The 24,841-nt window shown below is 37.5% G+C and carries 18 protein-coding genes; 7 read left to right on the forward strand and 11 right to left on the reverse strand.

Annotation, left to right across the window (positions count from 1 at the left end):
- The first annotated feature begins 230 nt into the window (after positions 1–230).
- Together ACFFUE_RS00570 and ACFFUE_RS00575 are read left to right on the forward strand one after the other, a co-directional pair.
- Positions 231–1,538, forward strand: coding sequence for a Na+/H+ antiporter NhaC family protein (locus ACFFUE_RS00570; RefSeq protein ID WP_376831860.1), 1,308 nt, complete (start codon positions 231–233; stop codon positions 1,536–1,538).
- A gap of 76 nt (positions 1,539–1,614) precedes the next feature.
- A complete protein-coding gene (locus tag ACFFUE_RS00575) occupies positions 1,615–2,223 on the forward strand; it encodes an HAD family hydrolase (RefSeq protein ID WP_376831862.1) in 609 nt (202 codons plus the stop codon).
- On the opposite strand, the gene ACFFUE_RS00580 is transcribed toward ACFFUE_RS00575, so the two are convergent.
- Positions 2,220–2,876, reverse strand: coding sequence for a metal-dependent transcriptional regulator (locus ACFFUE_RS00580; protein ID WP_376831864.1), 657 nt, complete (start codon positions 2,874–2,876; stop codon positions 2,220–2,222). The two genes, ACFFUE_RS00575 and ACFFUE_RS00580, sit on opposite strands and share 4 nt — an antisense overlap.
- 97 nt (positions 2,877–2,973) lie before the next feature.
- Between ACFFUE_RS00580 and rsmG the strand changes: the two genes are divergently transcribed.
- From rsmG to ACFFUE_RS00595, 3 genes are all read left to right on the forward strand, one after another.
- Positions 2,974–3,609: a 16S rRNA (guanine(527)-N(7))-methyltransferase RsmG gene (gene rsmG, locus ACFFUE_RS00585; protein WP_376831866.1), complete on the forward strand. Its 636-nt coding sequence runs from the start codon at positions 2,974–2,976 to the stop codon at positions 3,607–3,609.
- A gap of 3 nt (positions 3,610–3,612) precedes the next feature.
- Positions 3,613–5,241, forward strand: coding sequence for a leucine-rich repeat domain-containing protein (locus ACFFUE_RS00590; RefSeq protein ID WP_376831869.1), 1,629 nt, complete (start codon positions 3,613–3,615; stop codon positions 5,239–5,241).
- 76 nt (positions 5,242–5,317) lie between these two features.
- The gene (locus ACFFUE_RS00595; RefSeq protein WP_376831871.1) at positions 5,318–7,720 is read left to right on the forward strand and encodes an alpha/beta hydrolase family protein; all 2,403 of its coding nucleotides are present in this window, start codon (positions 5,318–5,320) and stop codon (positions 7,718–7,720) included.
- 385 nt (positions 7,721–8,105) lie between these two features.
- On the opposite strand, the gene ACFFUE_RS00600 is transcribed toward ACFFUE_RS00595, so the two are convergent.
- From ACFFUE_RS00600 to ACFFUE_RS00610, 3 genes are all read right to left on the reverse strand, one after another.
- Complete coding sequence (locus tag ACFFUE_RS00600; protein ID WP_376831873.1) at positions 8,106–9,290, reverse strand: sigma-54-dependent transcriptional regulator; 1,185 nt, start codon at positions 9,288–9,290, stop codon at positions 8,106–8,108.
- A gap of 132 nt (positions 9,291–9,422) precedes the next feature.
- Positions 9,423–10,277, reverse strand: a complete 855-nt coding sequence (locus tag ACFFUE_RS00605; protein WP_376831876.1) for a nucleoside phosphorylase — start codon at positions 10,275–10,277, stop codon at positions 9,423–9,425.
- A 53-nt stretch (positions 10,278–10,330) separates the two neighbouring features.
- Complete coding sequence (locus tag ACFFUE_RS00610; RefSeq protein WP_376831878.1) at positions 10,331–10,654, reverse strand: translation initiation factor; 324 nt, start codon at positions 10,652–10,654, stop codon at positions 10,331–10,333.
- A gap of 373 nt (positions 10,655–11,027) precedes the next feature.
- Here ACFFUE_RS00610 and gpmI point away from each other — a divergent pair, with 373 nt between their 5' ends.
- Positions 11,028–12,557, forward strand: coding sequence for a 2,3-bisphosphoglycerate-independent phosphoglycerate mutase (gene gpmI / locus ACFFUE_RS00615; RefSeq protein ID WP_376831880.1), 1,530 nt, complete (start codon positions 11,028–11,030; stop codon positions 12,555–12,557).
- Positions 12,558–12,634: 77 nt separating this feature from the next.
- On the opposite strand, the gene ACFFUE_RS00620 is transcribed toward gpmI, so the two are convergent.
- On the reverse strand, positions 12,635–12,901 hold the full coding sequence (locus tag ACFFUE_RS00620) for a hypothetical protein (RefSeq protein WP_376831883.1): 267 nt from the start codon (positions 12,899–12,901) through the stop codon (positions 12,635–12,637).
- A 145-nt stretch (positions 12,902–13,046) separates the two neighbouring features.
- Positions 13,047–13,700, reverse strand: a complete 654-nt coding sequence (locus ACFFUE_RS00625; protein ID WP_376831885.1) for a YggS family pyridoxal phosphate-dependent enzyme — start codon at positions 13,698–13,700, stop codon at positions 13,047–13,049.
- Between the two features lie 108 nt (positions 13,701–13,808).
- Between ACFFUE_RS00625 and truB the strand changes: the two genes are divergently transcribed.
- Positions 13,809–14,504, forward strand: coding sequence for a tRNA pseudouridine(55) synthase TruB (gene truB, locus ACFFUE_RS00630; RefSeq protein ID WP_376831888.1), 696 nt, complete (start codon positions 13,809–13,811; stop codon positions 14,502–14,504).
- 365 nt (positions 14,505–14,869) lie between these two features.
- On the opposite strand, the gene odhB is transcribed toward truB, so the two are convergent.
- The 5 genes from odhB to ACFFUE_RS00655 all read right to left on the reverse strand — a co-directional run bounded on the left by odhB (position 14,870) and on the right by ACFFUE_RS00655 (position 24,838).
- The gene (odhB, locus tag ACFFUE_RS00635; protein WP_376831890.1) at positions 14,870–16,099 is read right to left on the reverse strand and encodes a 2-oxoglutarate dehydrogenase complex dihydrolipoyllysine-residue succinyltransferase; all 1,230 of its coding nucleotides are present in this window, start codon (positions 16,097–16,099) and stop codon (positions 14,870–14,872) included.
- Positions 16,100–16,138: 39 nt separating this feature from the next.
- On the reverse strand, positions 16,139–18,943 hold the full coding sequence (locus tag ACFFUE_RS00640) for a 2-oxoglutarate dehydrogenase E1 component (RefSeq protein WP_376831892.1): 2,805 nt from the start codon (positions 18,941–18,943) through the stop codon (positions 16,139–16,141).
- A 154-nt stretch (positions 18,944–19,097) separates the two neighbouring features.
- Positions 19,098–20,135 carry an SRPBCC family protein gene (locus ACFFUE_RS00645; protein ID WP_376831895.1) on the reverse strand — a complete coding sequence of 346 codons (1,038 nt, stop codon included), beginning with the start codon at positions 20,133–20,135 and terminating at the stop codon, positions 19,098–19,100.
- An 83-nt stretch (positions 20,136–20,218) separates the two neighbouring features.
- Positions 20,219–21,625 carry an efflux transporter outer membrane subunit gene (locus ACFFUE_RS00650; RefSeq protein ID WP_376831897.1) on the reverse strand — a complete coding sequence of 469 codons (1,407 nt, stop codon included), beginning with the start codon at positions 21,623–21,625 and terminating at the stop codon, positions 20,219–20,221.
- A 66-nt stretch (positions 21,626–21,691) separates the two neighbouring features.
- Positions 21,692–24,838: an efflux RND transporter permease subunit gene (locus tag ACFFUE_RS00655; protein WP_376831900.1), complete on the reverse strand. Its 3,147-nt coding sequence runs from the start codon at positions 24,836–24,838 to the stop codon at positions 21,692–21,694.
- Between the last annotated feature and the right edge of the window lie 3 nt (positions 24,839–24,841).

Consider the following 24,841-nt stretch of genomic DNA (forward strand, 5'->3'; position numbering starts at 1 on the left):
TCATTAAAATTAAATTATTTTCAATAGATTTTATTTCTACTGATTAAATTCGCATAACGGCTGGTCAAATTGGGCATCCGCCTATTGAAATTGTATGTCTGCTATCCCCAATCGTATATCCGCTAACCAAAATTGTATGTCTGCTGATTAAAATCGTATAACTGCACGATAAAATCGTATTTCGGCTCAATAAAAATTGTATTTCTTAAATTTGCCCATATTTTAAGTGTATGTCCATTGTAAAAAATTATCAAAAGACTTCTTTTATTTCCATTATTCCGTTATTGGTATTTGTGTTTACTTTTCTCGGTTTTGGTATTTATCTGAATGATTTCTATGCTTTGCCATCGCCATTGGCAGCTTTGGCAGGGATAGTGGTAGCGTTTCTTATTTTCAAAGGGAATATGGAGGAAAAGACCAAAACATTCTTGAAGGGTTGCGGAGAAAGGAATATCCTCACAATGTGTATTATTTACCTATTGGCAGGGGCGTTTGCTACGGTTTCCAAAGCGGCAGGTAGTGTGGATACCATTGTGAATATGGGAATGACTTATATCTCTCCTCAGTATTTTGCAGCGGGGATTTTTGTGATAGCGTCTTTCTTGTCTTTTGCATCGGGAACTTCTGTGGGGGCTATTGTGGCTTTGGCACCCATTGTGGTAGAATTAGCAGATAAAAGTGGTGCCCATCTGGGCATTGTAGGGGCGGCATTGTTGTGTGGTTCTATGTTTGGTGATAATCTTTCCATCATTTCGGATACTACCATTGCGGCAACGCAAAGTGTAAGTGCAGACATTAAAGATAAATTTAAAGCTAATTTTAAACTAGCTCTTCCTGCGGCAATACTGGCAACATTGGCTTTCGTTTATTCTGGAATGAGCCAAGAGATGGCAACGGCTACTTCTGCGGTGGGCGATTTTCATTGGTGGTTGGTTTTGCCATATTTATTGGTGATAGCTCTTGCGGTGCTGGGGATTAATGTCTTTGTAACGCTATTCATAGGGCTGATAACGGCTGGTATCATTGGTCTATCGCTGGGAAGTTTTGATTTTATGACTTTTGCAAAGAAAACTTACGAAGGCTTTACGGGGATGTCAGAGATTTTTTATCTATCCTTGCTTACAGGCGGGCTGGCAGCGATGGTGGAGCAAGCAGGCGGTATCCGATATATTTTGAATAGCATCAGTAAGATGATTTCGGGAAAAACTTCGGCAATGTTTGGTATCGGAAGCTTGGTAAGTGCGGCTAATCTTTGCGTTGCCAATAATACCATTGCCATCATTATCTCTGGGAAGATTGCTAAGGAAGTTACCCATCAATACCAACTGAAACCTAAAAATGCGGCTTCGGTTTTGGACATTTTTGCGTGTTATATTCAGGGATTGATTCCTTATGGTGCTCAGATTCTGATTTTGATTTCACTAAGTCAGTTCAGGATAGATTATAAGGATTTGTTTTTTCACTCTTATTATCTCCATTTGCTGATGGTGTTTACCATTGGGTTTATTGTTTTTAATATTAAAAGATTAAAAGATTAAAGGATTGAAAGATTGAAAGATTAAAGGATTAAAGGATTGAAAAATTAAAAGATTAAAGGATTAAAAATTACAAAATATGATTAAGAATATTATTTTCGATTTTGGAGGTGTTCTGATGGATTGGAACCCACGGTATTTTTTCAAAGATTATTTCAAAGATGATGTGAAAATGGAGTTTTTCCTCAAAAATATAGCAACCGATGAATGGAATGCAGAGCAGGATAGGGGAAGAAGCCTAAAAGAAGGAACGGAAATACTGGTGCAGCAATACCCAGAATGGGAACAAGATATCCGTGCTTATTATGATAATTGGACTACGATGCTCCGAGCAGACATTCCGAAAAATGTAGCGGTATTAAGAAAATTAGGAGCTACCCATTATGCACTCTATGGACTTACCAATTGGTCTCAAGAGACTTTTCCGTATGCCTTAGAACATTATGATTTTTTTCAATTGTTTCAAGGGAAAATTGTGGTTTCGGGAGAGGAAAAACTCATAAAACCAGATGCTAAAATATGGCAAGTTCTTTTGGAACGCTATCAGATTCAGGCAGGAGAATCGGTGTTTATAGATGATAATCCCCAAAATATAGCAATGGCAAAAACGCTAGGGTTTCATACCATTCATATACAAGACGATACTGATTTAGCCTCCGAACTCAACGCTTTAGGTGTAGTATTTTAAGCTTGTTTTTCTACCAGTAATTTTTCACAAACCACAGCACTGAAAGTGGTGGTTTGTTGGTTATATTCTACTTCCATACTTTTGTCAAAAGCTTCTATATTTCTGATGGTTATGGCAGTATTTAGGGGTAGTTTTTTTTGATTGAGAAAATTAAGAAACTCAGCAGAAGATTCCGAAAGGGCTTTCAGTACTACGGTTTGCCCTGCTTTGCACTCGCTTAGTTTATGCCAGTTGAGTTGAATAATATTGCCGTTTTTATCGGGGATAGGGGAGCCGTGGGGGTCGGTTTTGGGATAGTCTAGAAGTTCGTCTATCTTATCAAAAAACATTTCAGATTTTATGTGCTCTATTTGCTCGGCAATCTCGTGGACTTGCTCCCATCCAAAGCCCATTTGTTTCACCAAGAACATCTCCGTAAGGCGGTGTTTTCTTACTATCAATGCGGCCTGCTTCCTGCCTTCTTGGGTTATTTTTAGAGGTTTATAACTCTCGTAGATAACCCAGTTTTTCTCCGCAAATTTTTTCATCATACTATTCACACTAGGCATTTTGATGTTGAGAAATTTGCTCAGCTCATTGACATAAACAGTTTCATTTTTCTCCGTGAGATGAAAAATGGCTTTCAGATAATTTTCTTCCGTGAGTGTAATCATTTTCCAAAGATATGAAGTTAGATTGAATTATTTATTACTCTAACAATTTTTTTTAGAAGAATTAAAACCTTAATTTTGTCCTTAAACGAAATATAAAATGTCTTTAAACCTGATTTTAAAATACTTTCCAGAAATTTCCGAGAAGCAAAAAGAACAATTTCAGAAATTGGAAGAACTTTATACCGAATGGAATGCCAAAATTAATGTGATTTCCAGAAAAGATATGGAATCGCTCTACGAAAAACATATTCTACACTCACTGGGAATAGCGAAGATAATGTCTTTTTCTGATGGAACCAAAGTTTTAGATGTAGGCACAGGCGGTGGTTTCCCGGGTATTCCATTAGCAATTTTGTTTCCCAATGTGCAGTTTACACTGATAGATTCTATTGGTAAGAAAATCACGGTGGTAAATGCCGTAGCGGAAGGGCTAGGGCTACAAAATGTTACGGCTATACACGGCAGAGCAGAGAAGCTGAAGGAGAAATTTCATTTCGTGGTAAGCCGTGCTGTAACGCAGATGCCTGAGTTTCTAAAATGGCTGAAAGGTAAGTTTGAAAAAGAACAATTTAATCCTAAGCATAATGGCGTGCTTTATCTCAAAGGGGGCGACTTGGCAGAGGAATTGGCAGGCTTGCGATGTGAAATCTTTCAGCTGAAGCAGCATTTTGAGGAAGAGTTTTTTGATACCAAAAAAGTGGTATATCTGTCTAAAGGGAATTTTAATTCATAGAATATGAGAAAAATATACTTTTTTTTCTTTCTATGTTACTCCATAGGTTTATTAGCTCAGATGAGCCTCAATCCTGCAGAACGCTCGGCACTGATTCAGTTATTTCATTCTACAGATGGCACTCATTGGAATAATACTTGGGATTTGAATAAAAGTCCTGATACTTGGTTCGGTATTACTATTAAAAATGGGAGTGTTACTAGGATACAACTTAGTGCTAACCATCTAAAAGGAGCAATACCTCCAGCGATAAGTGCATTTCAAAATCTAGAAGTTTTAGATTTGGGTTCTAATCAACTTTCTGGTGAATTGCCTTCTTCTTTATCCTTTCTATCTCATTTGAAGTACTTGGATTTGAGTCATAATTTACTGAAAGGTGATGCCGAAGTGGTAAAATCCTTATCCGAATTAGAGGAATTAAGCATAGGATACAATCAATTGACAATAAATGATATCAATGGTTTTGTGGGAAGTTTCAAGAATTTAAAATCATTAGATATAGCCTTTTGTGGTGTAGCGATACTTCCAAGTAATTTTAATGAAAAATCCCAATTAGAGAAAATGGATATCTCTGGGAATCCTATTACCTCTGGATTTGAAGTATTTACGCAATTAAAATCTTTAAAACAACTTTCGTTATCAAAGTTGAATTTAGAGAAAATTCCAAGTTCTGTTTCGGCTCTATCTCAGTTAAGTTTATTAGATTTATCCGAAAATTCAATTTCAGATTTTAGTTCACTCCGAAATCTTGAAAATTTAGAATGGCTTTCATTAGAAAATAATAGATTAGAGTCTATTCCTATGGAAGTTACAGCATTGAGAAAATTGGTTCATATCAATTTAAATCACAATAAACTGACTACGCTTTCAGCATTGTCTAACTTAAAAAACTTGGAACAAATTTTTGCAAATCATAATATTTTAGAAGGTAATTTCCCCGAATATTTGTTGAATCTTCCAAAACTCCAAATGATTTCTTTGGTTAGTAATCAGCTTTCTGGAGAATTGCCATTGGCGTTACCTGCTGTTACTTTAGTTCAAAATAATCGTTATACTCTGGCTCAGTTGAAAGCTTTGCTACCTATTTTGAAGGATAAGTATATAGAATATTCCCCTCAAAGATATGATACAGAGGCGGTAGTAAAAGTAGAATCCAATAATACAGCTACACTTACTCAAAGTCTTTCTGCTGCGGAAGGCTATACTTTTACTTGGCTCAAGTCCTTAGAGCAAGATATGAGGAGTCATTTTGAAAGTCATCATTTTGATAAGATAAAAGATGAAGATTTTACGCTCTATACTTGTGAAGCATATTATCAAAAAAAGGAAAATGATATTTATTTTGAAATATCATTTTTTAGAGAACCGATTGCTTTGGAAAGTAATACTTTAAATACTGATGAAAATCCGCTAAAATCTTTAAAAATTCATCCTAATCCAGCAAAGGATTTCATTATGATAGATATAGAAAATCTTGATTTGAAAAAAGCGTCTATCTATGATATGAGTGGTAAAAAACTGATGGAATCTACTTCTAAAAAAGTTGATGTAAGAGCTTTACCATCTGCTGTTTATGTTCTGATTGTAGAAACAGATATGGGAATAAAATCTTTTAAAGTTCTAAAATATTGACGATTGGATTTTGAGATTTACTTTCTCATATTTCATAGAAAATTCCTATATTCGTAGAAAACAAATCTAAACTGTTATGAGAGTAAAACTGACTATGGTGCTTTTGGCCTTTATGGGTTATACCAATGCACAAGAAAACATTGCTTATCAAAAACCTTCTGCTGAAATCCTAAAATTGGCCAACTACGAAAGACCGCCGTCCGTATTTATGGATAGTAAAAGAGATTGGATGATTTTTACCTATCGTAATACTTACAAAACCTTAGACGAACTGAACCAAGAGGAAATGCGTTTGGGAGGGCTCAGAATCAATCCTGTTACTAATATAGCCAGTACGGTGACTTATGTTAACAATCTTAAAATCAGAAAAATAAACGGAAAACAAGAAGCTCAAGTTAAAGGTTTACCCACTAATGCCAAAATTACCTACACAAGTTTTTCTCCCGATGAAAAAAAGTTAGCTTTTACCAATACTACCGCTCAAGGCGTAGAACTTTGGGTGTTAGATTTGGAAACTGCAACGGCTAAAAAAATTACAGAAGATAATCTAAACGCCAATCTTGGAACGCCTTATACTTGGTATAAAGACTCTCAGCATTTGCTGGTGAGAAGAATTCCAGCACAACGAGCAAAACTGATTGATGCCAGTAAAAATATTCCTACAGGGCCTATTGTTTCCACCTCTGATGGGAAAGTCTCCCAAAATAGAACCTATCAAGATTTATTGAAAAATCCTCAAGATGAGGCGAACTTTGATACCCTTACACAGTCTGAATTGTACAAAGTTTCCCTGAATGGCAATGCTACCAAGGTGAAAGATGCCGATATTTATCTACGCAATAGTTTCTCACCAGATGGTGAATATCTGCTACTGACCACCATTAAAAAACCATATTCATACATCGTTCCGCTCAATCGTTTTCCGAAACAAGAAACCGTGTATGATGTGAATGGAAATCTAGTGAAAATCGTAAATGAAATCCCTCTGAATGAGGTGATGCCAAAAGGTTTTTCCTCTGTACAAACAGGTAAAAGAGGAATGACTTGGAGAGATGATGCCCCTGCAACTTTATATTATGCAGAAGCATTAGATGGGGGAGACCAAGCTCAAAAAGCAGACTATCGTGATGAGATTTTCGTGTGGGAAGCTCCTTTTAATCAAACTCCAAAATCGTTCTTTAAAACCAAACAACGCTATTCAGGAATTGACTGGACGAATGCTAACTATGCCATTGTCTCTGAAAGCTGGTACGATACCCGAAACACTACCTCTTACCTTGTAGATTTAGCCAATGGAAAAAGCGAAGTGATAGAAAATAGAAACTACCAAGATGTGTACAGCGACCCTGGAACATTTAGCCAAACGAAGAACCAATACGGAAGGTATGTGATTGATGTAAAAAACGACAAAGCATATCTCATTGGAGAAGGGTTTACCAAAGATGGGCAGTTCCCTTTCATTGATGAGCAGAACTTTAAAACCTTGAAAAAGAACCGACTTTACACAGCAAAAGCAACCAATGTAAAGGAAAATATCATTGATATTTTAGATATTTCTAAAGGCGATATTTTGATTTCTCAACAATCGGCTACGCAATATCCTAATACCTTTAAAAAGAATATTAAAAACAATAAAACCACAGCGGTTACCCAGTTTCAGAATCCTTTTGCAAGTTTAGGCAATGTATATAAAGAGGTGATAAAATATAAAAGAAATGATGGTGTGGAACTTTCGGGAACGCTTTATTTGCCAGCGAATTACAACCGAAAAACCAAGCAAGAAAAATTGCCTTTGCTCGTTTGGGCTTATCCGAGAGAATATCGCGATAAGAGTACCGCAGGAATGAATACCAAAAACGCTAATGATTTCACTTTTCCTAGTTATGGTTCGTTCATTTATTGGGTTACCAAGGGCTATGCGGTTTTGGATGATGCCTCTTTTCCTATCGTGGGAGAAAATGGTGTAGAACCCAATGATACATTTATTCCTCAGCTCGTTGCCAGCGGTAAAGCGGCTATAGATGCGGTAGATGCTTTGGGCTATATTGATAGAAATAGAGTAGCGGTAGGTGGACACTCTTATGGTGCTTTTATGACTGCTAATCTACTGACACATAGTGATGATTTTGCGTGTGGTATTGCTAGAAGTGGTGCTTACAATAGAACACTTACGCCGTTTGGATTCCAAAGCGAGCAGCGAAATTATTGGGATGTGCCAGAGATTTATAATACGATGTCGCCATTTATGACGGCAAATAAAATGAAAAAACCAATGCTACTTATCCACGGCGATGCGGATAACAACCCGGGAACTTTCACGCTACAAACAGAGCGTTATTTCCAAGCATTGAAAAACCTAGGTGCACCTGTGAGAATGGTATTATTGCCTAAAGAATCTCACGGCTATGCAGCTAAAGAAAGTATATTGCATACCTTATGGGAGCAAGAGCAGTTTCTGGATAAATGTTTGAAGAAATAATTTCATTGATCTTGTAGAGCCTAAAAAGGAAAAGAACCAGCGAAAGTTGGTTCTTTTTTTTATTAATTTTCAATTACTTAAATCTACGCCAACAAATCTGTCTAATATACGATCAAAATATTGTCTCCTAAAAGTTTTTTTAATTATTATATTATTAAAATCAATGTGTGCCATTTTAAAACATTTTCATTGGCGGATTTTTATATTTTCTCCTTCACTTATAATTTTATAAGATATATACGAACTCTACCTGTCTTCTTAATTAGAGAATTGATAATGCAGGCGTAGCCAAAATGAAAAAGAGAGAAAATCTATTCAAAGAATTACACTTACTAATGGAATTTAGCTATCCCAACCGAGATAGCTTTTGCTGATGAGAAAAAAATTATTTCCTCACAAATGCTTCCACATCTTCGGCAGAGACAGGATTTCCACCCAAGATAATCAAGCGTTCTACCACATTCCTCAGCTCGCGAATATTTCCCGTCCAAGAAAAAGCTTCCAAAGCCTTAATGGCTTTATCATCAAATTGTTTTATTGCGTTGCCCTGTTCCTCTGAAATGGTTTTAGCAAAATGCTCTACAAGGAGTTTTATATCTTCTTTTCTATCATCCAATGGAGGTACATAGATTTCAATTACGGAAAGTCTGTGGTAGAGGTCTTCTCGGAAACGCCCTGCTTCAATCTCCTTTCTCATATCCTTATTGGTAGCGGCTAAAACTCTCACATCTACTTTGATTTCCTTATCACTTCCTACGGGAGATACTTTGCTTTCTTGCAGGGCTCTAAGCACTTTAGCCTGAGCGATAAGGCTCATATCTCCAATCTCATCTAGAAAGATGGTACCATTATTGGCTAGTTCAAATTTACCTTGTTTATCCTTTATAGCTCCTGTGAAAGAACCTTTTACGTGTCCAAACAATTCAGATTCTATCAGTTCTGATGGTATGGCGGCACAGTTTACTTCCACCATTGGGCCTTTACTTCTCTCACTTTGGGCGTGGATAGCGTGGGCTACCAACTCTTTACCAGCACCATTAGGCCCAGTAATCAGAACTCGGGCATCAGAAGTTGCCACTTTGCCTATCATATCTTGTATTTTCTTCAGCTCGGCACTTTCCCCAATCATTTGGTATTTTTTATTAACCTTTTTCTTTAGAGTAGTATTTTCCTTCTGTAGGCTTTTATTTTCTTTTGCTAATTTTTCTCTATCCAACGCATTTTTTACACTGGTAATTAGACGGTTAATGTCTATTGGCTTCGAGATAAAATCATACGCCCCCTCTTTTAGACAATCTACAGCGGTATCGATATCGGCGTGTCCAGAAATCATCACAAAAGTAGTTTCAGGTTTTAGAGCCAAGGCTTGTTTTAGAAGTTCGGTACCAGAGAGTTTAGGCATTTTGATATCGGAAATTACCAAAGAGAAATCTTCTTTTTCTATTTGTTTGAATCCTTCTAATCCATCTTCTGCGATAACGAATTCATAGTCTGTAAGTTCATCAGAAAGAATATTGTGCAACACGCCCGAAATGGCTTTTTCATCTTCTACTATAAGGATTTTCTGCATAGCTTGTGGTTTATTAATAGATAATATATTAGAATAAATTTTCTTTTTTGAAGCAAATATCATTCCCAACGCTCAGTTTTGACGAAGGAAAATGATATTAGCTTCAAATTAATGATAAGATGCCAAAAGTAATTATGGAATGATTCTATCCAACACCCATTCTATTGTCTTTTTTTCTGAGGCGTGATGGTCTGCCGAAAACTCGCCGCGTCTTCTGTTTGCAATAACGCAATTTACCGTTAGTGCTTTGTGTCCCATTAGTTTGGAAAGACCATAGATGGCAGAGGTTTCCATTTCAAAATTGGTAACGCCCAAATCGTTTAGCGTTTCAAGGAATTTATCATCCAAAGCTCTTAGACGCAATTGGCGTCCTTGTGGAGCGTAGAAGCCTGGGAAAGTTGCGGTATTACCGTGGTATTTGGCATCTTTATAATAATGAGAAATCTCTTCGCTCCATTCGGAGAAGTAGAGCATTCCTTTGATTCTTTCGTATGGAAATTTTTCTAAGAAGTTTTTACTAAATTCATTTTCAAAGTGGTAATCTTGATAAAAATGCAATAGTCCATCTAAGCCTACTACATTCTGCGTTACCAGCATATTATCCACCTCCACATCTGGATTCACAGAGCCACAAGTGCCCAGCCTGAATAGTTCCAAGGACTGATGTTCGCTTTTAAATTCCTTATTTTTCAGGTCTATGTTCGCCAAAGCGTCTAGTTCGTTCATCACGATATCTATATTCTCTGTTCCTATTCCAGAGGACATTACTGTGATTCTCTCACCACGAAGAATCCCCGTGTGGGTATAAAATTCTCTTTTATTTTTTTTGATCTCTATTGTATCAAAATATTGAGACACCCTTGCTACGCGGTCTGGGTCGCCCACCAAAATGATTTTCTGAGCAATATCTTCTGGTAACAAATTAAGGTGATAAACACTTCCGTCTGGGTTGAGCACCAATTCTGATGCCGCTAATTTATTCAACATAACTTTATTTTTTTTTTTGATTGTCATCTACATTTAAAAACACAAAATACTGATTAACCACCAACACGCTTGGTTTTATAGCCCATATCCTTTAATATTTGCATAATCTTATCCCGATTATCTCCTTGAATGATGATGGTGCCATCTTTTTCAGAACCACCAATTCCCAATTGGGTTTTAATGGTTTTAGCAATTTTTTTCAGTTCTTCATTACTACCTTCAAAGCCTTCTATTAGGGTAACGGGCTTGCCATTTCTACCTTTTTTTTCATACTTACAGACAAGAGGTTCTTTCTGTTCGAAAGCTTCCTCAGGCATTTCAAAATCCTGCTCTTCGTGGTCAGGAAAAAGGTTTTTTAGTTGGTCTCTTAAATCCATACTCCAAAATTACTAAATTTTTATTGAAATTTAATGGTTGATAGTTGTCAGTTAATTGTTAATGGTTAATTGTCAATTATTAAAACCTCAAACCTCAAAAATGGTTGACAGTTGCTGGTTGTCGGTTGATGGTCGTTAGTTAATGGTTAATGGTTAATTGTCAATTATTAAAACCTCAAAACTCAGAACTTAAAAATGGTTGATAGTTGTTGGTTGTCGGTTGATGATCTTTTTTCTTTCTTCTTTCCTCTTTCTTCAAAAAAACTCAGCACTCAACACTTTCTGCAGGTTGGTGTATAAAATGTAAGATAAATCATCCATCTTCAATGGAAAATAATGATTAATTTTGTCCTAATTATAAAAAGTATAGAAAATGTCTAAAAAAGCATTATTAGCGATTCTCGATGGTTGGGGAATCGGTACAGACCCAAAAGTTTCAGCCATTGCTCAAGCCAATACACCCTTTATGGACAGTTGCTATGAGAAATTTCCCAATACCACATTAGAAGCCAGTGGGCTTGCCGTGGGGTTACCTGCTGGGCAAATGGGAAATTCTGAGGTAGGTCATATGAATTTAGGAGCAGGAAGAGTAGTTTATCAAAACTTGGTAAAGCTTAATATGGCGGTGGAAAATGGCTCATTGGGAAAGGAGCAGAAAATAGTAGATGCCTTTGAATATGCCAAACTGAATGATAAAAATATCCATTTCATTGGACTCACTTCTGATGGAGGGGTACATTCTCATATCAATCATTTAAAGGGACTTCTGATTGCAGCTAATGACAATGCCGTGGCAGAAAGGGTATTTGTACACGCTTTTACCGACGGTAGAGATTGCGACCCACATTCTGGAAAAGGATTGATAGAAGATTTGCTTCATCATTTACAAACCACAGGAGGGCAGCTGGCTTCTATTGTAGGAAGGTATTACGCTATGGATAGAGACAAGCGTTGGGAGCGTGTAAAATTGGCTTATGATGCTATGGTGAATGGCGTAGGTAAAGAGACTATCGATGTTTTGGGAGCGATACAACAATCTTATGATGAAGGCGTTACCGATGAGTTTCTATTGCCAATCATCCATCAGAATGCCGATGGTCTTCCGATAGCTAAAATCCAAGAGGGTGATGTGGTATTTTGTTTCAATTTCAGAACCGATAGAGGAAGGGAAATTACAGAAGTGCTTTCTCAGCAAGATTTTCCAGAGTTTGGAATGCACCGTTTAGATTTGTACTATGTTACCCTTACCAATTATGATAAAGATTTCAAGAATGTAAAAGTGGTTTTTGATGAAGAAGTTCTTTCAGAAACAATGGGAGAGGTTTTGGAAAAGAATGGAAAATCACAAATTCGTGTAGCGGAAACTGAAAAATACCCTCATGTTACATTCTTCTTTTCTGGAGGGCGAGAAGATGTTTTCTTAAATGAAAAACGCATCCTTTGTCCAAGTCCTAAAGATGTACCGACCTATGATTTGAAACCAGAAATGTCTGCTAATGACATCACGGCTAATATCCTCCCAGAAATAGAAAACGAAACCGCAGATTTTATCTGTCTGAATTTTGCCAATACTGATATGGTAGGGCACACAGGCGTATTTTCAGCCGCAGTGAAAGCCGCAGAAACGGTGGATAAGTGTATAGAACAAGTTGCTACCACAGCTTACAACCACGGATATACAGTTTTTATCCTTGCCGACCACGGTAATAGTGATGTGATGATTAACCCAGATGGCTCACCTAACACACAGCATTCTACCAACTTGGTACCGCTTATTGTAATGGATAAAGACAGAGAATGGAAGCTTAGACCTGGTAAACTAGGGGATGTAGCACCATCTATCCTTACTACTATGGGAATAGAAATTCCAGAAGCAATGACGGGAGAGGTGATTGTGAGTTAAAATTAAATTAAGATTAAACATTAAAAAGCGTATCATTAATATTAATGATACGCTTTTTTTATAGAATTATGAAAAAATTAATTAGTTTTCTTTTCTATTTCTGCTTTTACATCTACAGCAGCATCTTTAGCTTTTTCCCAAGCATCCGATACCGCATCTTTAGTATCTTCCCAAGCATCAGACAAGTTTGCTTTTGCACGCTCCAACCAGCCCTCAGCTGTTGGCTCTTCATTTTTATCGCGTTGTTCACGGATATACTCTTTGGCCTTATCTGCTACTTCATTAATTTTCCATTGTGCTTTGTTCACTACATTTTCTGCTTTGTTTAAATCTTGATTGTCCATAATTTTAAAATTTAATAGATTAAATAACTTTTAATTTGTTTCACAAATCTATGCATTAAACAAATAGAAAAATGTTAAAAATTGGTTAAATTATACAATATATGATAATTATATAAATAACAAAGAGAAATTATGAAAAAAAAAATCACAATCTTTCTCCAAAAATTGCAGAACCTATCCGTACAGAATTTGCTCCACACGCTATTGCTAATGGATAATCGCCGCTCATCCCCATAGAAAGTACAGATAAAGGAGATTGCAGAGAAAGCTGGTCATACAATCTTTTCAGGAAAGAAAATTCTCGTTCTATTTGTGCTTCGTCATCAGTAAAAGTTGCCATTCCCATTAGCCCTGTTATTTTCACATTGGGGAAATTTCCTTGAAGCCATTTGAGAAAAAGTTCCTTAGTTTCTGATATTTCCATACCAGATTTGGTATCTTCCTCCGCTATTTTTACTTGTAGAAGAACCTTGATGATTCGCTGATGTTTCCCTGCGTGTTTATTAATCTCTGAAAGTAATTTTTCAGAATCTACACTTTGTATAGTATCCACAAAATCAGCAATATATTTCACTTTATTAGTCTGAAGATGCCCTATAAGGTGCCACTGAATATCTTTGGGTAGGAGAGGGGCTTTTTCCACTAATTCTTGGACTTTATTTTCAGCAAAAATTCTTTGTCCTAAATCATATACCTGTCTTATTTTATCGGCAGAATGAGTTTTAGAAACTGCTACCAGAGTAATATCAGAAGGCAGAGCAGACTTTACGGCTTGGTATTGTTCAGCAATATAATTCATTCTCCAAAAATAGAATTTTACTCTGACATTTGAAAATATTATTTGAGGTAGGGATTTCGTTTTTATATCTTTGCAGAAAAGGAGAAAATTCTTTATTAATCTCGATTTATGACCTTAGAACAGATACAAGACGGACAAGTATTATTGGTAGACAAGCCTTTGGACTGGACAAGTTTCCAAGCGGTGAATAAAATAAAATTTAAACTCAAAAGAGAATTTAAACTCAAAAAAATAAAGGTTGGACACGCAGGAACGCTTGATCCCAAAGCTACAGGATTGCTTATTGTATGCACTGGCAAAGCCACGAAAAAAATTACAGAAATACAAGATGCTCCTAAGGAGTATTGGGCAGAAATAAAAATAGGTGCTCAGACAGAATCTTATGACACAGAGAAACCTGAAATATTACACCAAGATTATCAGTATATTACAGAAGATATCATTCACGAAACTCTGGCAAAATTTGAAGGAGAAATAGAACAACGTCCGCCTATATTTTCTGCTTTAAAAATAGATGGTGAACGAGCCTATAATCTTGCCAGAGCTGGTGAAGAGGTTGCAATGAAATCTAGAAAGACTATTATCTATTACATTAAAGATATAGAGATTCAGTTGCCTAATATTCGGTTTACTGTGGGTTGCAGCAAAGGAACCTATATCAGAAGTTTAGCTCACGATATTGGTCAAGCTTTGGAAGTTGGTGCATACCTTACTCAACTTAGAAGGACTAAAATTGGAGATTATAGCGTGGATAATGCCACTGATATTTATTTATCCAATGATTTTAGATTTGAGGAAATTTAGAATTGTAAATTGCTTCAATGCAAGGATTCTTGGATTTTATAAAACAGCCTATAATTTATATTATGTTAAATAGGGTATTTCTTTATTAGGATGTGTATCTCCATATGTTATTACCCACTTCATCACAACCGTTGATAATGACGTATTGCTCAGCCAACGATTGTACTTTTAACTGTTTTTATTTAACTATTTGCATTTCAAAATTTTAACCACATAATGTCTTTTTCACTTTTGGTTATGCCTCTTATAACCTTCTAGCCTCTTAGCCTTCCAACAATTGAGAACCATTAACCATCAGATAAAACCAAAGCAGCACAACCGAAGTTGCACTGCTTTCTGAATTAAATATTTCTAAGAGAATCAGATTATAGCTCCAATGCTCTTCTTTCGTCTCCGTTCATTAGGAATTCTACTGGATTATCAATTGCTTCTTTCACAGCAACTAAGAACCCTACAGACTCTCTACCATCAATAATTCTGTGGTCGTAAGACATTGCTAAATACATCATTGGACGGATTTCCACTTGTCCGTTCACTGCCACAGGTCTTTGGATAATGTTGTGCATTCCCAAGATGGCAGATTGTGGAGGATTGATGATTGGCGTAGAAAGCATAGACCCGAATACCCCTCCATTGGTAATGGTGAAGGTACCACCCGTCATTTCATCTACGGTAATTCTTCCATCTCTTGCTCTTTCTGCCAAGTTTTTGATATTAGCCTCTACCCCTCTGAAAGTCATATTTTCAGCATTTCTCAATACTGGAACCATTAATCCTTTTGGACCAGATACCGCAATGGAAATATCACAGAAATCATAATTGATTTTGAAATCACCATCTATAGAAGCGTTTACATCTGGGTACATTTGCAATGCTCTGGTAACTGCCTTGGTAAAGAACGACATAAAGCCTAGACCAATACCGTGCTTAGCCGCAAACTCATCTTTGTATTGTTTTCTAATTCTGAAAATTTCAGACATATCCACTTCATTGAAAGTGGTAAGCATAGCCGTTTCATTTTTCACAGAAACCAATCTTGCAGACAACTTTCTTCTTAGCATAGAAAGCTTAGTAGTTGTCATAGCTCTAGAGCCAGATGTAGCATCTACAGACCCAAAAGATGGTGTTGCTTTTACAGCATCTTCCTTGGTAATTCTTCCGTCTCTTCCTGTTCCTTGCACTTGTGCTGCATCAATTCCTTTTTCATCTAGAACTTTCTTAGCAGCTGGCGAAGGCGTTCCTGTAGCGTAAGTTGCAGGCTGAGATTTAGCCTCTACCTTTGGAGCTTCTTCTTTCTTTGGTTCCTCTTTCTTAGGCTCTTCTTTTGCTGGTGCAGCGTTACCTTCTGGTTTTGCAGCACTCATATCGATTAGACAAACCACTTGTCCTACTTCTACAGTATCGCCCTCCTCAGCTTTTAGGGTAATGATACCACTTTCTTCTGCAGGTAGTTCAAGCGTTGCTTTGTCTGAATCCACTTCAGCAATAGGCTGATCTTTTTCTACATAATCACCGTCTTTTACGAGCCAAGTAGCAATTTCTACTTCTGTGATCGATTCTCCCGGTGAAGGGACTTTCATTTCTAAAATTGACATATCTAGATATTATTTATTTATAAATGATTAAATTATTTTTTACGCTGTAACGGGTCTTTGTGTAGGAGCATCATTCACCCCAAATACTCTACAAATCACATCGTTTTGGTTTTTCTCAAACATCTTATGACTTCCAGGAGCTGGAGTACCACTAGGCACTGGTGCCACAACCTGAATATTCTGGTCTCTAAAATTTCTCAAGATATAAGACCAAGCCCCCATATTTTCTGGTTCTTCCTGAGCCCAAACGAGTTCTTTTCTATTAGAATACTTAGAGAAAATTTCCTCTATCTTATCTTGTTGAATAGGATAAAGCTGCTCCAATCTTACCAATGCCACATCTTCTCTGCCCAATTCTTCTTTCTTCGCAAGTAATTCGTAATACAATTTACCTGAGCAAAGCACCAATTTTTCCACTTTAGAAGCTTCTGCCGTAGCATCGTCTATAATCGGTTGGAAAGTTCCCTGTGCCAAATCTTCAAATGAAGAAACTACTTTAGGATGTCTCAGCAATGATTTTGGCGACATCACCACCAATGGTTTTCTGAAAGGGAACTTCAGTTGTCTTCTCAAAGCGTGATATATGTTTGCAGGTGTGGTAAAGTTTCCTACGATGATGTTCTCGTTGGCACAAAGCGTCAAGAATCTTTCTAATCTCGCAGAGGAGTGCTCTGCACCTTGACCTTCGGAGCCGTGTGGCAATAGCATTACCAAACCATCTTGAATTTTCCATTTTTCTTCTGCGGCTACCAAATATTGATCTACAATAATCTGTGCTCCGTTCACGAAATCTCCAAACTGAGCTTCCCAAATAGTAAGGGTATTAGGAGATGCCATAGCATAGCCATAATCAAAACCTAAAACACCGTATTCCGAAAGGTGAGAATTGTATATATCAAATTGACTATCAGAAACTTGTCTTAGTGGAATATATTCTTCCTCGTGGTCTTCTGTTTTCAATACTGCGTGACGGTGGGAGAATGTTCCTCTTTCCACATCTTCACCAGAGATTCTTACGCCTTTTCCTTCTGATAGTAATGAGGCGTACGCCAGCCATTCTGCCAATGCCCAATCAAGGGTATTGCCTTCTATTTGTTTTAATCTATTATCAAAAAGGCGATTGATTTTGTTGATGAATTTTTTATCCTTTGGCAAAGTGGACATTTTCACTGCCAACTCTTTCAATGTTTCAAGGTCAAAAGAAGTATCTACAGGTTGCTGCAAAGCTCCTCTCTTGCAAAGTGGATAGTCTTTCCATTCATCATTCATAAAGATATCCATCGTATTTTTCACGATTTCTTTAGATGCATCAAAATTTTCATCCAACAATGCCTTGAATTTGCTCTCCATCTCTTTCAAAACCTCATCTGAAAGTACATTTTCTTGAGAAAGCAAATTTTTATAAATCTCTCTTGGATTAGGATGTTTTGCAATGGTTTTGTACAAGTTAGGCTGCGTAAATCTTGGCTCATCACCTTCATTATGCCCATATTTTCTGTAACCTAATAAGTCTATGTAAACATCTTTCTGGAACTTCGCTCTATATTCTGCTGCAAAACGGATGGCGTGTACTACGGCTTCCACATCATCTGCATTCACGTGCATTACCGGAGAACCCGTTACCTTTGCAATATCGGTACAATAAGTAGAAGAGCGAGCATCTAAATAGTTGGTAGTAAAGGAAACTTGGTTATTCACTACAATGTGAACGCTTCCTCCTGTTTTATAACCATCTAAAAGCATCATCTGAGCCACTTCGTACACGATGCCTTGCCCCGCCACCGCACCATCTCCGTGGATAACGATAGGCAATACTTTGCTGTAATTTCCTTTATATTTGTGGTCTATTTTTGCACGCGAAATCCCCATCACCAAAGACGCAACAGTCTCTAAGTGAGATGGGTTTGGTGTAAGATTAATTGCTACTTCCTCACCACTTGCGGTTTTAACTTTTGTGGTTGAGCCTAAGTGGTACTTCACATCTCCAGAGAATACATCTTCTTCAAACTCTTTTCCTTCAAACTCAGAGAAAATTTGCTTGTAAGATTTTCCAAAAATATTGGTAAGAACATTAAGACGCCCACGGTGAGCCATACCTAAAACTACTTCGTCCACGCCCAACTGAGAAGAACGCGTGATGAGCTGGTCTAATGCAGGAATTAAGGACTCTCCTCCTTCCAAAGAGAAACGCTTTTGACCTACAAACTTGGTATGTAAATAATTTTCAAATGCTACCGCTTGGTTTAGTTTGTGAAGAATTTCTATTTTTTCCTCTGCCGAAAGCTGAGGATGATTTTCATTGACTTGAAGCCATTTTTTCACCCATTCTTTCTCTTCCACCTGCTCCATATGCATATATTCTACTCCTATGGAATCACAATACACTTTTTCCAAGCGTTGGATGATGGTTTGTAATGTTTCAGCTTGCGAGAATCCTATTTCTGTAGCACAGTTGAATTTTTTAGACAAATCTGCCTTAGAAAGTCCAAAATTTTCTATATCCAAAGTAGGTGCATAGGGTCTTCTCTCACGCACAGGATTGGTTTTGGTAAACAAATGCCCTCTGTGTCTGTAAGCATTGATAAGGTCTAATACTTTAAACTCTCTTCTGATATCATCTGGAATTTCGCCTCCAGCAGAAGCAGGAGCAGCAACAGACACTGCGGCAGATGATGGTGCCGAAGATGACTCTGATACCCCGTCATAAGTCTCTAAAGCGAAATCAAACCCTTGAAAGAAAGCTTTCCAAGAAGGCTCTAAAGAATCAGGATATTTCAAATACTGTTGATACAAATCCTCAATTAACTGAGAATGAGCTGCGTTTAGGAATGAAAATCGGTCCATTATATACAGTTTCTTTTCAAATAAAATGTTATTTCACAAAAATATAAAAATTATATGAGGTAAGCCTAATTAATTTGTATTAAAAAATCAATGAATGCTATTAATTTTGATGATTATGTTCTTTCATTGTTTTAATAAATTGTAAACCAAAAGGTTATTTAAAAACGGGTAATGCAAACTTTACATTAACTTCTCCGTTTTCCAGCGGAGGTTCTATGAAAATCTGCTGAAGTTCTCCGTATCTCATTGTGTCTTTTTTCGCTTTTTGTAGTAATTCTTGTATAGCACTTACCCTGTTTTTATAATTTCCTTTATAATAAATGACATATTGCTTTGTAGCATTGATGGTTTTAAAACTAAAATTATTATCAGAAATGCCTATTCTCTTGGAAAGCGGAATACCATAGAAGTAGGAAACTTCTTTATCCTTATAGTTGGTAGCTTCGGTGAGCATTGTGGGAAATCCTATTTCATCTTCTTGCTTACCGAGGTCGCTGGTAACATAGTTGAACACTTTATTGTGATTCATCACGATATTTTTGATGAGTAAATCTCCTTTATTAGCCGTACTTACATTCACTCCTAGTAGCAATTGTCCTTCGGTTTCCTCCACCATCAAACTATCGTATTTTATGGAGGTAAGCATAGCGTCTTTATCTACTTTATTGCTCAATAAATTGCTAAGATTAGTGATGCTTTTATCTAATCTTTCCACGAATATGCTTTCTGCCCAGAGATTAGCAGAGCGTTTCATCCACGGTTGTTTCGGAGTGTGTACAAACCAAGTGATTTTCGTTTTGGTAGGTGAAACTACTTTAAATTTCACATCTATCAAGTATGGATTTTCATTATCTTTTTCAAAGAGCTGATATCTCAATGTTTTGTAAGGGTTTTCATAGCGAATGTACATTTCCCCTTTTACCTCTGAATGGTCATCATTAAAAGTGATAGAAGCTCCCTGCCCTTCGTAAGGCTGAAAATAATTAACCGCCAGAGTTTTGGATTCTTTGAAGTATTGATTCCAACGGGTGAAGTTTTGAAAGTTATTGAACTGTGGATAGACTTTTTCAATAGGATAATTGATATCCTTCTCTATAGTAAAGGATTTGCTTTCTTCCACAAAATACATAGATGCTGCATAACCACCCAAAGCGAGTATGCCGAGCAAAATAATAAATTTAATCCATCGCATAGGGCAAAAGTAAAAAATAAAAAAAGAGTGACCAATTGTTTCGGTACACTCTTTTGATTTTTAAAGTGAAATCATCATTCCTATTATCTCCATCCGCCGCCTAAGGCTTGGTAAAGCTGCACGCCAGCATTAAGTTTGCTGTATTGAGCATCTACAATACTTAGCTCGGCATTAAGGTGGTTCACACTTGCGGTAATCACTTCAAGGTAATTTGCCATTCCATAATCTACCAATTGCTGAGAATACTCTACCGCTTTTCCATACGCATAAGCCTCTTGAGTTTTCAGAGCGATAAATTCATCTTGCACAGTATAATTTCTAAGAGCATCTGATACTTCTTTTCCTGCTGTAAGCAAAGTTTTTCGGAAATTAAGATAGGCCGTTTCCCTATTGGCAAGGCTCACCTCATAGGCTGTTTTTATTTGTCTTCTATTGAATATAGGCTGTGTAATGCCTGCCACTACACTCGCAAAAAGCGATTGAGCAGAAAAAAACTTGTCCAAATCTATTCCTTGTAAACCACCCGTGCCCGTAAGGGTAAGGCTAGGATAAAAGGAAGCCTTTGCCACATTGGTAAGTTCGTAGGCTTGCATCAGAGCATATTCTGCTTGCATTACATCTGGTCGGTTGGACAACAGTTTCACAGAATACCCCAAATCAAAGCGTTCTGGTAAAGTTTGTACCGCCAATGTAGAACGCTCTACTTCTTTGCCAGAAGTTCCCAGCAAAAGAGAAAATGAGTTTTCCAACACTTGGATTTGCGTATCAATCCCGATGAGAGAAGCCTCCGCATTGTGCACCAAAGCCTCACTTTGTTTCACAGCCACTTCTGTAAGAGTGCCTGCATTTTTCAGAGCTTGGGTAGTTTCCAATGATTTTTTTCTCAGTTCAATGGTTTTTTGGATGGTTCTCTTCTGCTCATCCAAAGCTAAAAGCTGATAATAAGTAGACGCTACCGTAGCTACCAAACTTGATTTTACAGCCCTATGCCCTGCCACCGAAGAAAGATAACTTGCCATCTGTGCTTTTTCCTGAGATTTTAACTTTCCCCAAATATCCGCCTCCCAAGAAATGGTAGCATCGATGTCAAACTGATTGATATAGGTTCTTCGCCCAATAATCTGCCCCATCTGGGTATTGAGGGAAGAAGTAGTAAAAGTATAGCCTGGGCCTAAAGACAATGTAGGAAAATACGCATTTTTGGATTGCTTAAGATAAGTCTCCGCAGAAATCATACTTTGCACGGCAATTCTCACATCCAGATTATGCTCCAAAGCTTTTTCTATATGACCTTGCAAAATAGGGTCTTTGAAAATTTCTTTCCAAGATAAATCTGCAATGCTACTGCTATCCATAGGAAGTCTATCTGTACGGTAGAGGTTTTCATTAACCACGGCTGCATTCCGCTGATAATTTTCTCTAACACTACACGACACCAAAATCCATAAGAGTATTGAAGAAAGTGCAATCGTTTTTATATTATTTTTCATTTCTAAATCATTTAAAGTATTAGATTGCTGAAGTTTTTTTTACACCAGCAATCTAAAAACCTTGGGTTATTCATTCAAATTTAATTTCTCAGATTTCAACGGTTTTATTTTTTCTTGAATGGCTTGGAAAACGATGTAGAGCATTGGGATTACAATTACCCCTACCATCGTTCCTATCAATAGTCCGAACACGGCACCTGTTGCCACCGAGCGGTTTCCAGCAGCTCCAATACCGCTAGCCAATACCAAAGGTAATAACCCAACGATGAAGGCAAATGACGTCATCAAAATCGGACGCAAACGAGCCATCGCTGCATTAATTGCCGAGCGAGACAAGCTCTCGCCGTGGTGCCTACGCTGCACAGCAAACTCCACTATCAAAATCGCATTTTTTGCCAACAATCCAATGAGCATAATCAAGGATATTTGGAAATAAATATTGTTTTGCAAGCCCATTATCCATTGTCCTAAATATGCACCAGCAATCCCAAATGGCAAGGATGTAATCACCGCTAATGGCAATACATAACTTTCGTATTGTGCCGATAGAATAAAGTAGGTAAAGATGAGTGATAGCATAAAGATAACCACCATCTGAGAACCTGAATTTTTCTCCTCACGCGTAAGTCCCGTAAAATCTATGGCATAATTAGCTCCTAATGTCTGTGCCGCTACTTCTTCCACCGCTTTTATGGCATCTCCGGTACTGTAGCCTGGTGCATTTCCTCCTGATAAACTTGCAGATGTAAAGAGGTTGTATCGGTTTACAATCTGTGGCCCATATACGCGTTTTAACGATACAAACTGTGATACTGGCACCATTTCGTTATTGCTGTTTTTCACCATCAATTCATCAAAATTTTGCACATTTTGGCGGTATTCTGGTAAAGCTTGTACCATCACTCTAAACTGTTTTCCATACTTGGTGAAATCTGTAGCATAAAGTCCTCCTACATAGCTCTGTAGTGTAGAAAGAATGGCACTCACCGAAATGCCCGACTGAGCTGCACGTTCTGCATTTACCGTTAATTCATACTGTGGATAGCGTACATTGAGTGAGTTTTGCACATACTGTATTTCGGGTCTTTGCATTAAATTCCCGATAAATTCTTGTGCTTTATTATTCAAATCTTCAATAGAACCTCCAGATTTATCCATCAAAACCATAGAAACACCTCCACTGGCACTAAATCCTGGTACGGCAGGCATTTGAAAGAAGATGACCTTGGCATCTGATATTCCTGAAACTGCTCCAAAAGCCTTTTGTCTGATGGCATCAATGGTTTTCTCTGGGTCGCCAGAGCGTTCTTCAAACGATTCCAAACGCACAAACCCCATTCCGAAATTACTTCCTGCTCCTGAAATAATGCTTCGTCCTACAACTCCTGTAGTAGCAACTACGCCTGGTATTTTGGACACTTTGGTACGCACTTCTTCTAAAACATTTGCCGTTCGCTCCATAGATGCACCTGGTGCCAATTCTACATTCATCAAAAAGAAACCATTGTCTTCATCTGGTACAAAACCTGTTTTTAAATCTTTATTTGCAAAATAAAATGCAATACCCGCAATGGCAAAAAATACCAACAGTAGATATTTTCTTCTTAAAAGAAAGGTAAATGCACGGCCATAGCGTTGAGTTCCTACATTGAAAGCGATATTAAACTTGTGGAAAAATTTGCCCATCATAGACTTTTCTTCGTATGCTTTATCTCCGTGTGGCTTTAGCAACAAAGCACAAAGCACAGGGCTGAGCGTAAGGGCATTCACCGCAGATATGGCAATAGCCACAATAAGTGTGATACCAAATTGTTTGTAAAACACACCCGTAGGCCCCGAAATAAACGTTACGGGGATAAACACCGCTGCCATCACTAGAGTAATAGAAATAATAGCCCCCGTGATTTCGTCCATTGCTTCAATCGTAGCGGATTTAGACGTCTTATGCCCTCCGCCTTCCATCTTGGCGTGTACTGCTTCTACCACCACTATGGCATCATCTACCACAATACCTATGGCGAGTACCAAGGCAAATAAGGTGAGCAAGTTGATAGAATATCCAAATAAATACAGAAAGAAAAATGTTCCTACAATAGACACCGGTACGGCAATCGCTGGAATAAGCGTAGAACGGAAATCTTGTAAAAAGATATATACCACGATGAATACCAAAAGGAATGCTTCTAAAAGTGTAGTAATTACCTTAGAAATAGAAGCATCTAGAAATTCATTAGCATCGTAGTTAAATCGGTATTTCATTCCTTTAGGAAACGAACCTTCGGCAGATTCTAGATAAGCTTTTATTTCATTGATAATATCACGAGCATTAGACCCTGGGGTTTGTGAAATTCCCATTGCTACCGATGGATATTGGTTTACTTTCGCAAAATTGGCATACGAAAGCGAACCCAATTCTATATCCGCTATATCTTTTAAGTATAAGATTCTTCCACCATCTAAGGCTTTAATCACAATATTTTCGTATTCGGATACTTCGTTGAATTTTCCTTTGTATCGGATAATGTATTCATACGAATTTCCAGAATTTTGTCCCAAAGAGCCCGAAGCTGCTTCCAAACTCTGTGAGGTAATCGCTGAAGTGACTTCCGACGGAACCAAGCCATAGGCAGCCAATTTTTCAGGCTTGAGCCAAACACGCATCGAATAGTCTTTTCCACCAAAAACAGAAGCATCACCCACTCCCTGAATACGCTTGAGAGCAGGAATGATATTGATATTCATATAATTTTGAATAAACAAATCGTCTATTTCAGGATTTTCAGAATAGAAATTGATAAACATCAAGTTGCCAGGGTTTTGTTTTTGTGTAATTACCCCAGCACGGGTTACCTCACTTGGCAATAGCGAGTTGGCACGGGCTACGCGATTCTGCACGTTTACCGAGGCAATATCGCCATCATAACCTTGTTTAAAATACACATTGATGGTAGCAGTACCATTGTTAGACGCTGTAGAGGTAATATAATCCATACCTTCTACTCCATTGATTTGCTCCTCCAAAGGAACTATTACCGACTTCATTACTGTTTCGGCATTGGCTCCAGTATAGGTAGCCGATACCGATACCGTTACAGGTGCAATATTAGGATATTGAGCTATGGGCAACGAAGTAATCCCTAATACACCGAGAATTACAATCATTATAGAAATTACCGTAGAAAGCACCGGACGGTTGATAAACTTCTTAATCATAGT

The organism is Bergeyella porcorum (assembly GCF_042427575.1).
In the GTDB taxonomy this organism is placed as follows: Bacteria; Bacteroidota; Bacteroidia; order Flavobacteriales; family Weeksellaceae; genus Bergeyella; species Bergeyella porcorum.

Bases quoted from the DNA above. Each gene is read 5' to 3' on its own strand.
- ACFFUE_RS00580 (WP_376831864.1), bottom strand. From the start codon at position 2,876: ATGATTACACTCACGGAAGAAAATTATCTGAAAGCCATTTTTCATCTC.
- ACFFUE_RS00605 (WP_376831876.1), bottom strand. From the start codon at position 10,277: ATGTTGAATAAATTAGCGGCATCAGAATTGGTGCTCAACCCAGACGGA.
- ACFFUE_RS00610 (WP_376831878.1), bottom strand. From the start codon at position 10,654: ATGGATTTAAGAGACCAACTAAAAAACCTTTTTCCTGACCACGAAGAG.
- ACFFUE_RS00620 (WP_376831883.1), bottom strand. From the start codon at position 12,901: ATGGACAATCAAGATTTAAACAAAGCAGAAAATGTAGTGAACAAAGCA.
- ACFFUE_RS00655 (WP_376831900.1), bottom strand. From the start codon at position 24,838: ATGATTAAGAAGTTTATCAACCGTCCGGTGCTTTCTACGGTAATTTCT.
- ACFFUE_RS00625 (WP_376831885.1), bottom strand. From the start codon at position 13,700: ATGAATTATATTGCTGAACAATACCAAGCCGTAAAGTCTGCTCTGCCT.
- ACFFUE_RS00640 (WP_376831892.1), bottom strand. From the start codon at position 18,943: ATGGACCGATTTTCATTCCTAAACGCAGCTCATTCTCAGTTAATTGAG.
- ACFFUE_RS00600 (WP_376831873.1), bottom strand. From the start codon at position 9,290: ATGCAGAAAATCCTTATAGTAGAAGATGAAAAAGCCATTTCGGGCGTG.
- ACFFUE_RS00590 (WP_376831869.1), top strand. From the start codon at position 3,613: ATGAGAAAAATATACTTTTTTTTCTTTCTATGTTACTCCATAGGTTTA.
- ACFFUE_RS00645 (WP_376831895.1), bottom strand. From the start codon at position 20,135: ATGCGATGGATTAAATTTATTATTTTGCTCGGCATACTCGCTTTGGGT.
- ACFFUE_RS00650 (WP_376831897.1), bottom strand. From the start codon at position 21,625: ATGAAAAATAATATAAAAACGATTGCACTTTCTTCAATACTCTTATGG.
- gpmI (WP_376831880.1), top strand. From the start codon at position 11,028: ATGTCTAAAAAAGCATTATTAGCGATTCTCGATGGTTGGGGAATCGGT.
- ACFFUE_RS00575 (WP_376831862.1), top strand. From the start codon at position 1,615: ATGATTAAGAATATTATTTTCGATTTTGGAGGTGTTCTGATGGATTGG.
- truB (WP_376831888.1), top strand. From the start codon at position 13,809: ATGACCTTAGAACAGATACAAGACGGACAAGTATTATTGGTAGACAAG.
- odhB (WP_376831890.1), bottom strand. From the start codon at position 16,099: ATGTCAATTTTAGAAATGAAAGTCCCTTCACCGGGAGAATCGATCACA.
- rsmG (WP_376831866.1), top strand. From the start codon at position 2,974: ATGTCTTTAAACCTGATTTTAAAATACTTTCCAGAAATTTCCGAGAAG.
- ACFFUE_RS00595 (WP_376831871.1), top strand. From the start codon at position 5,318: ATGAGAGTAAAACTGACTATGGTGCTTTTGGCCTTTATGGGTTATACC.
- ACFFUE_RS00570 (WP_376831860.1), top strand. From the start codon at position 231: ATGTCCATTGTAAAAAATTATCAAAAGACTTCTTTTATTTCCATTATT.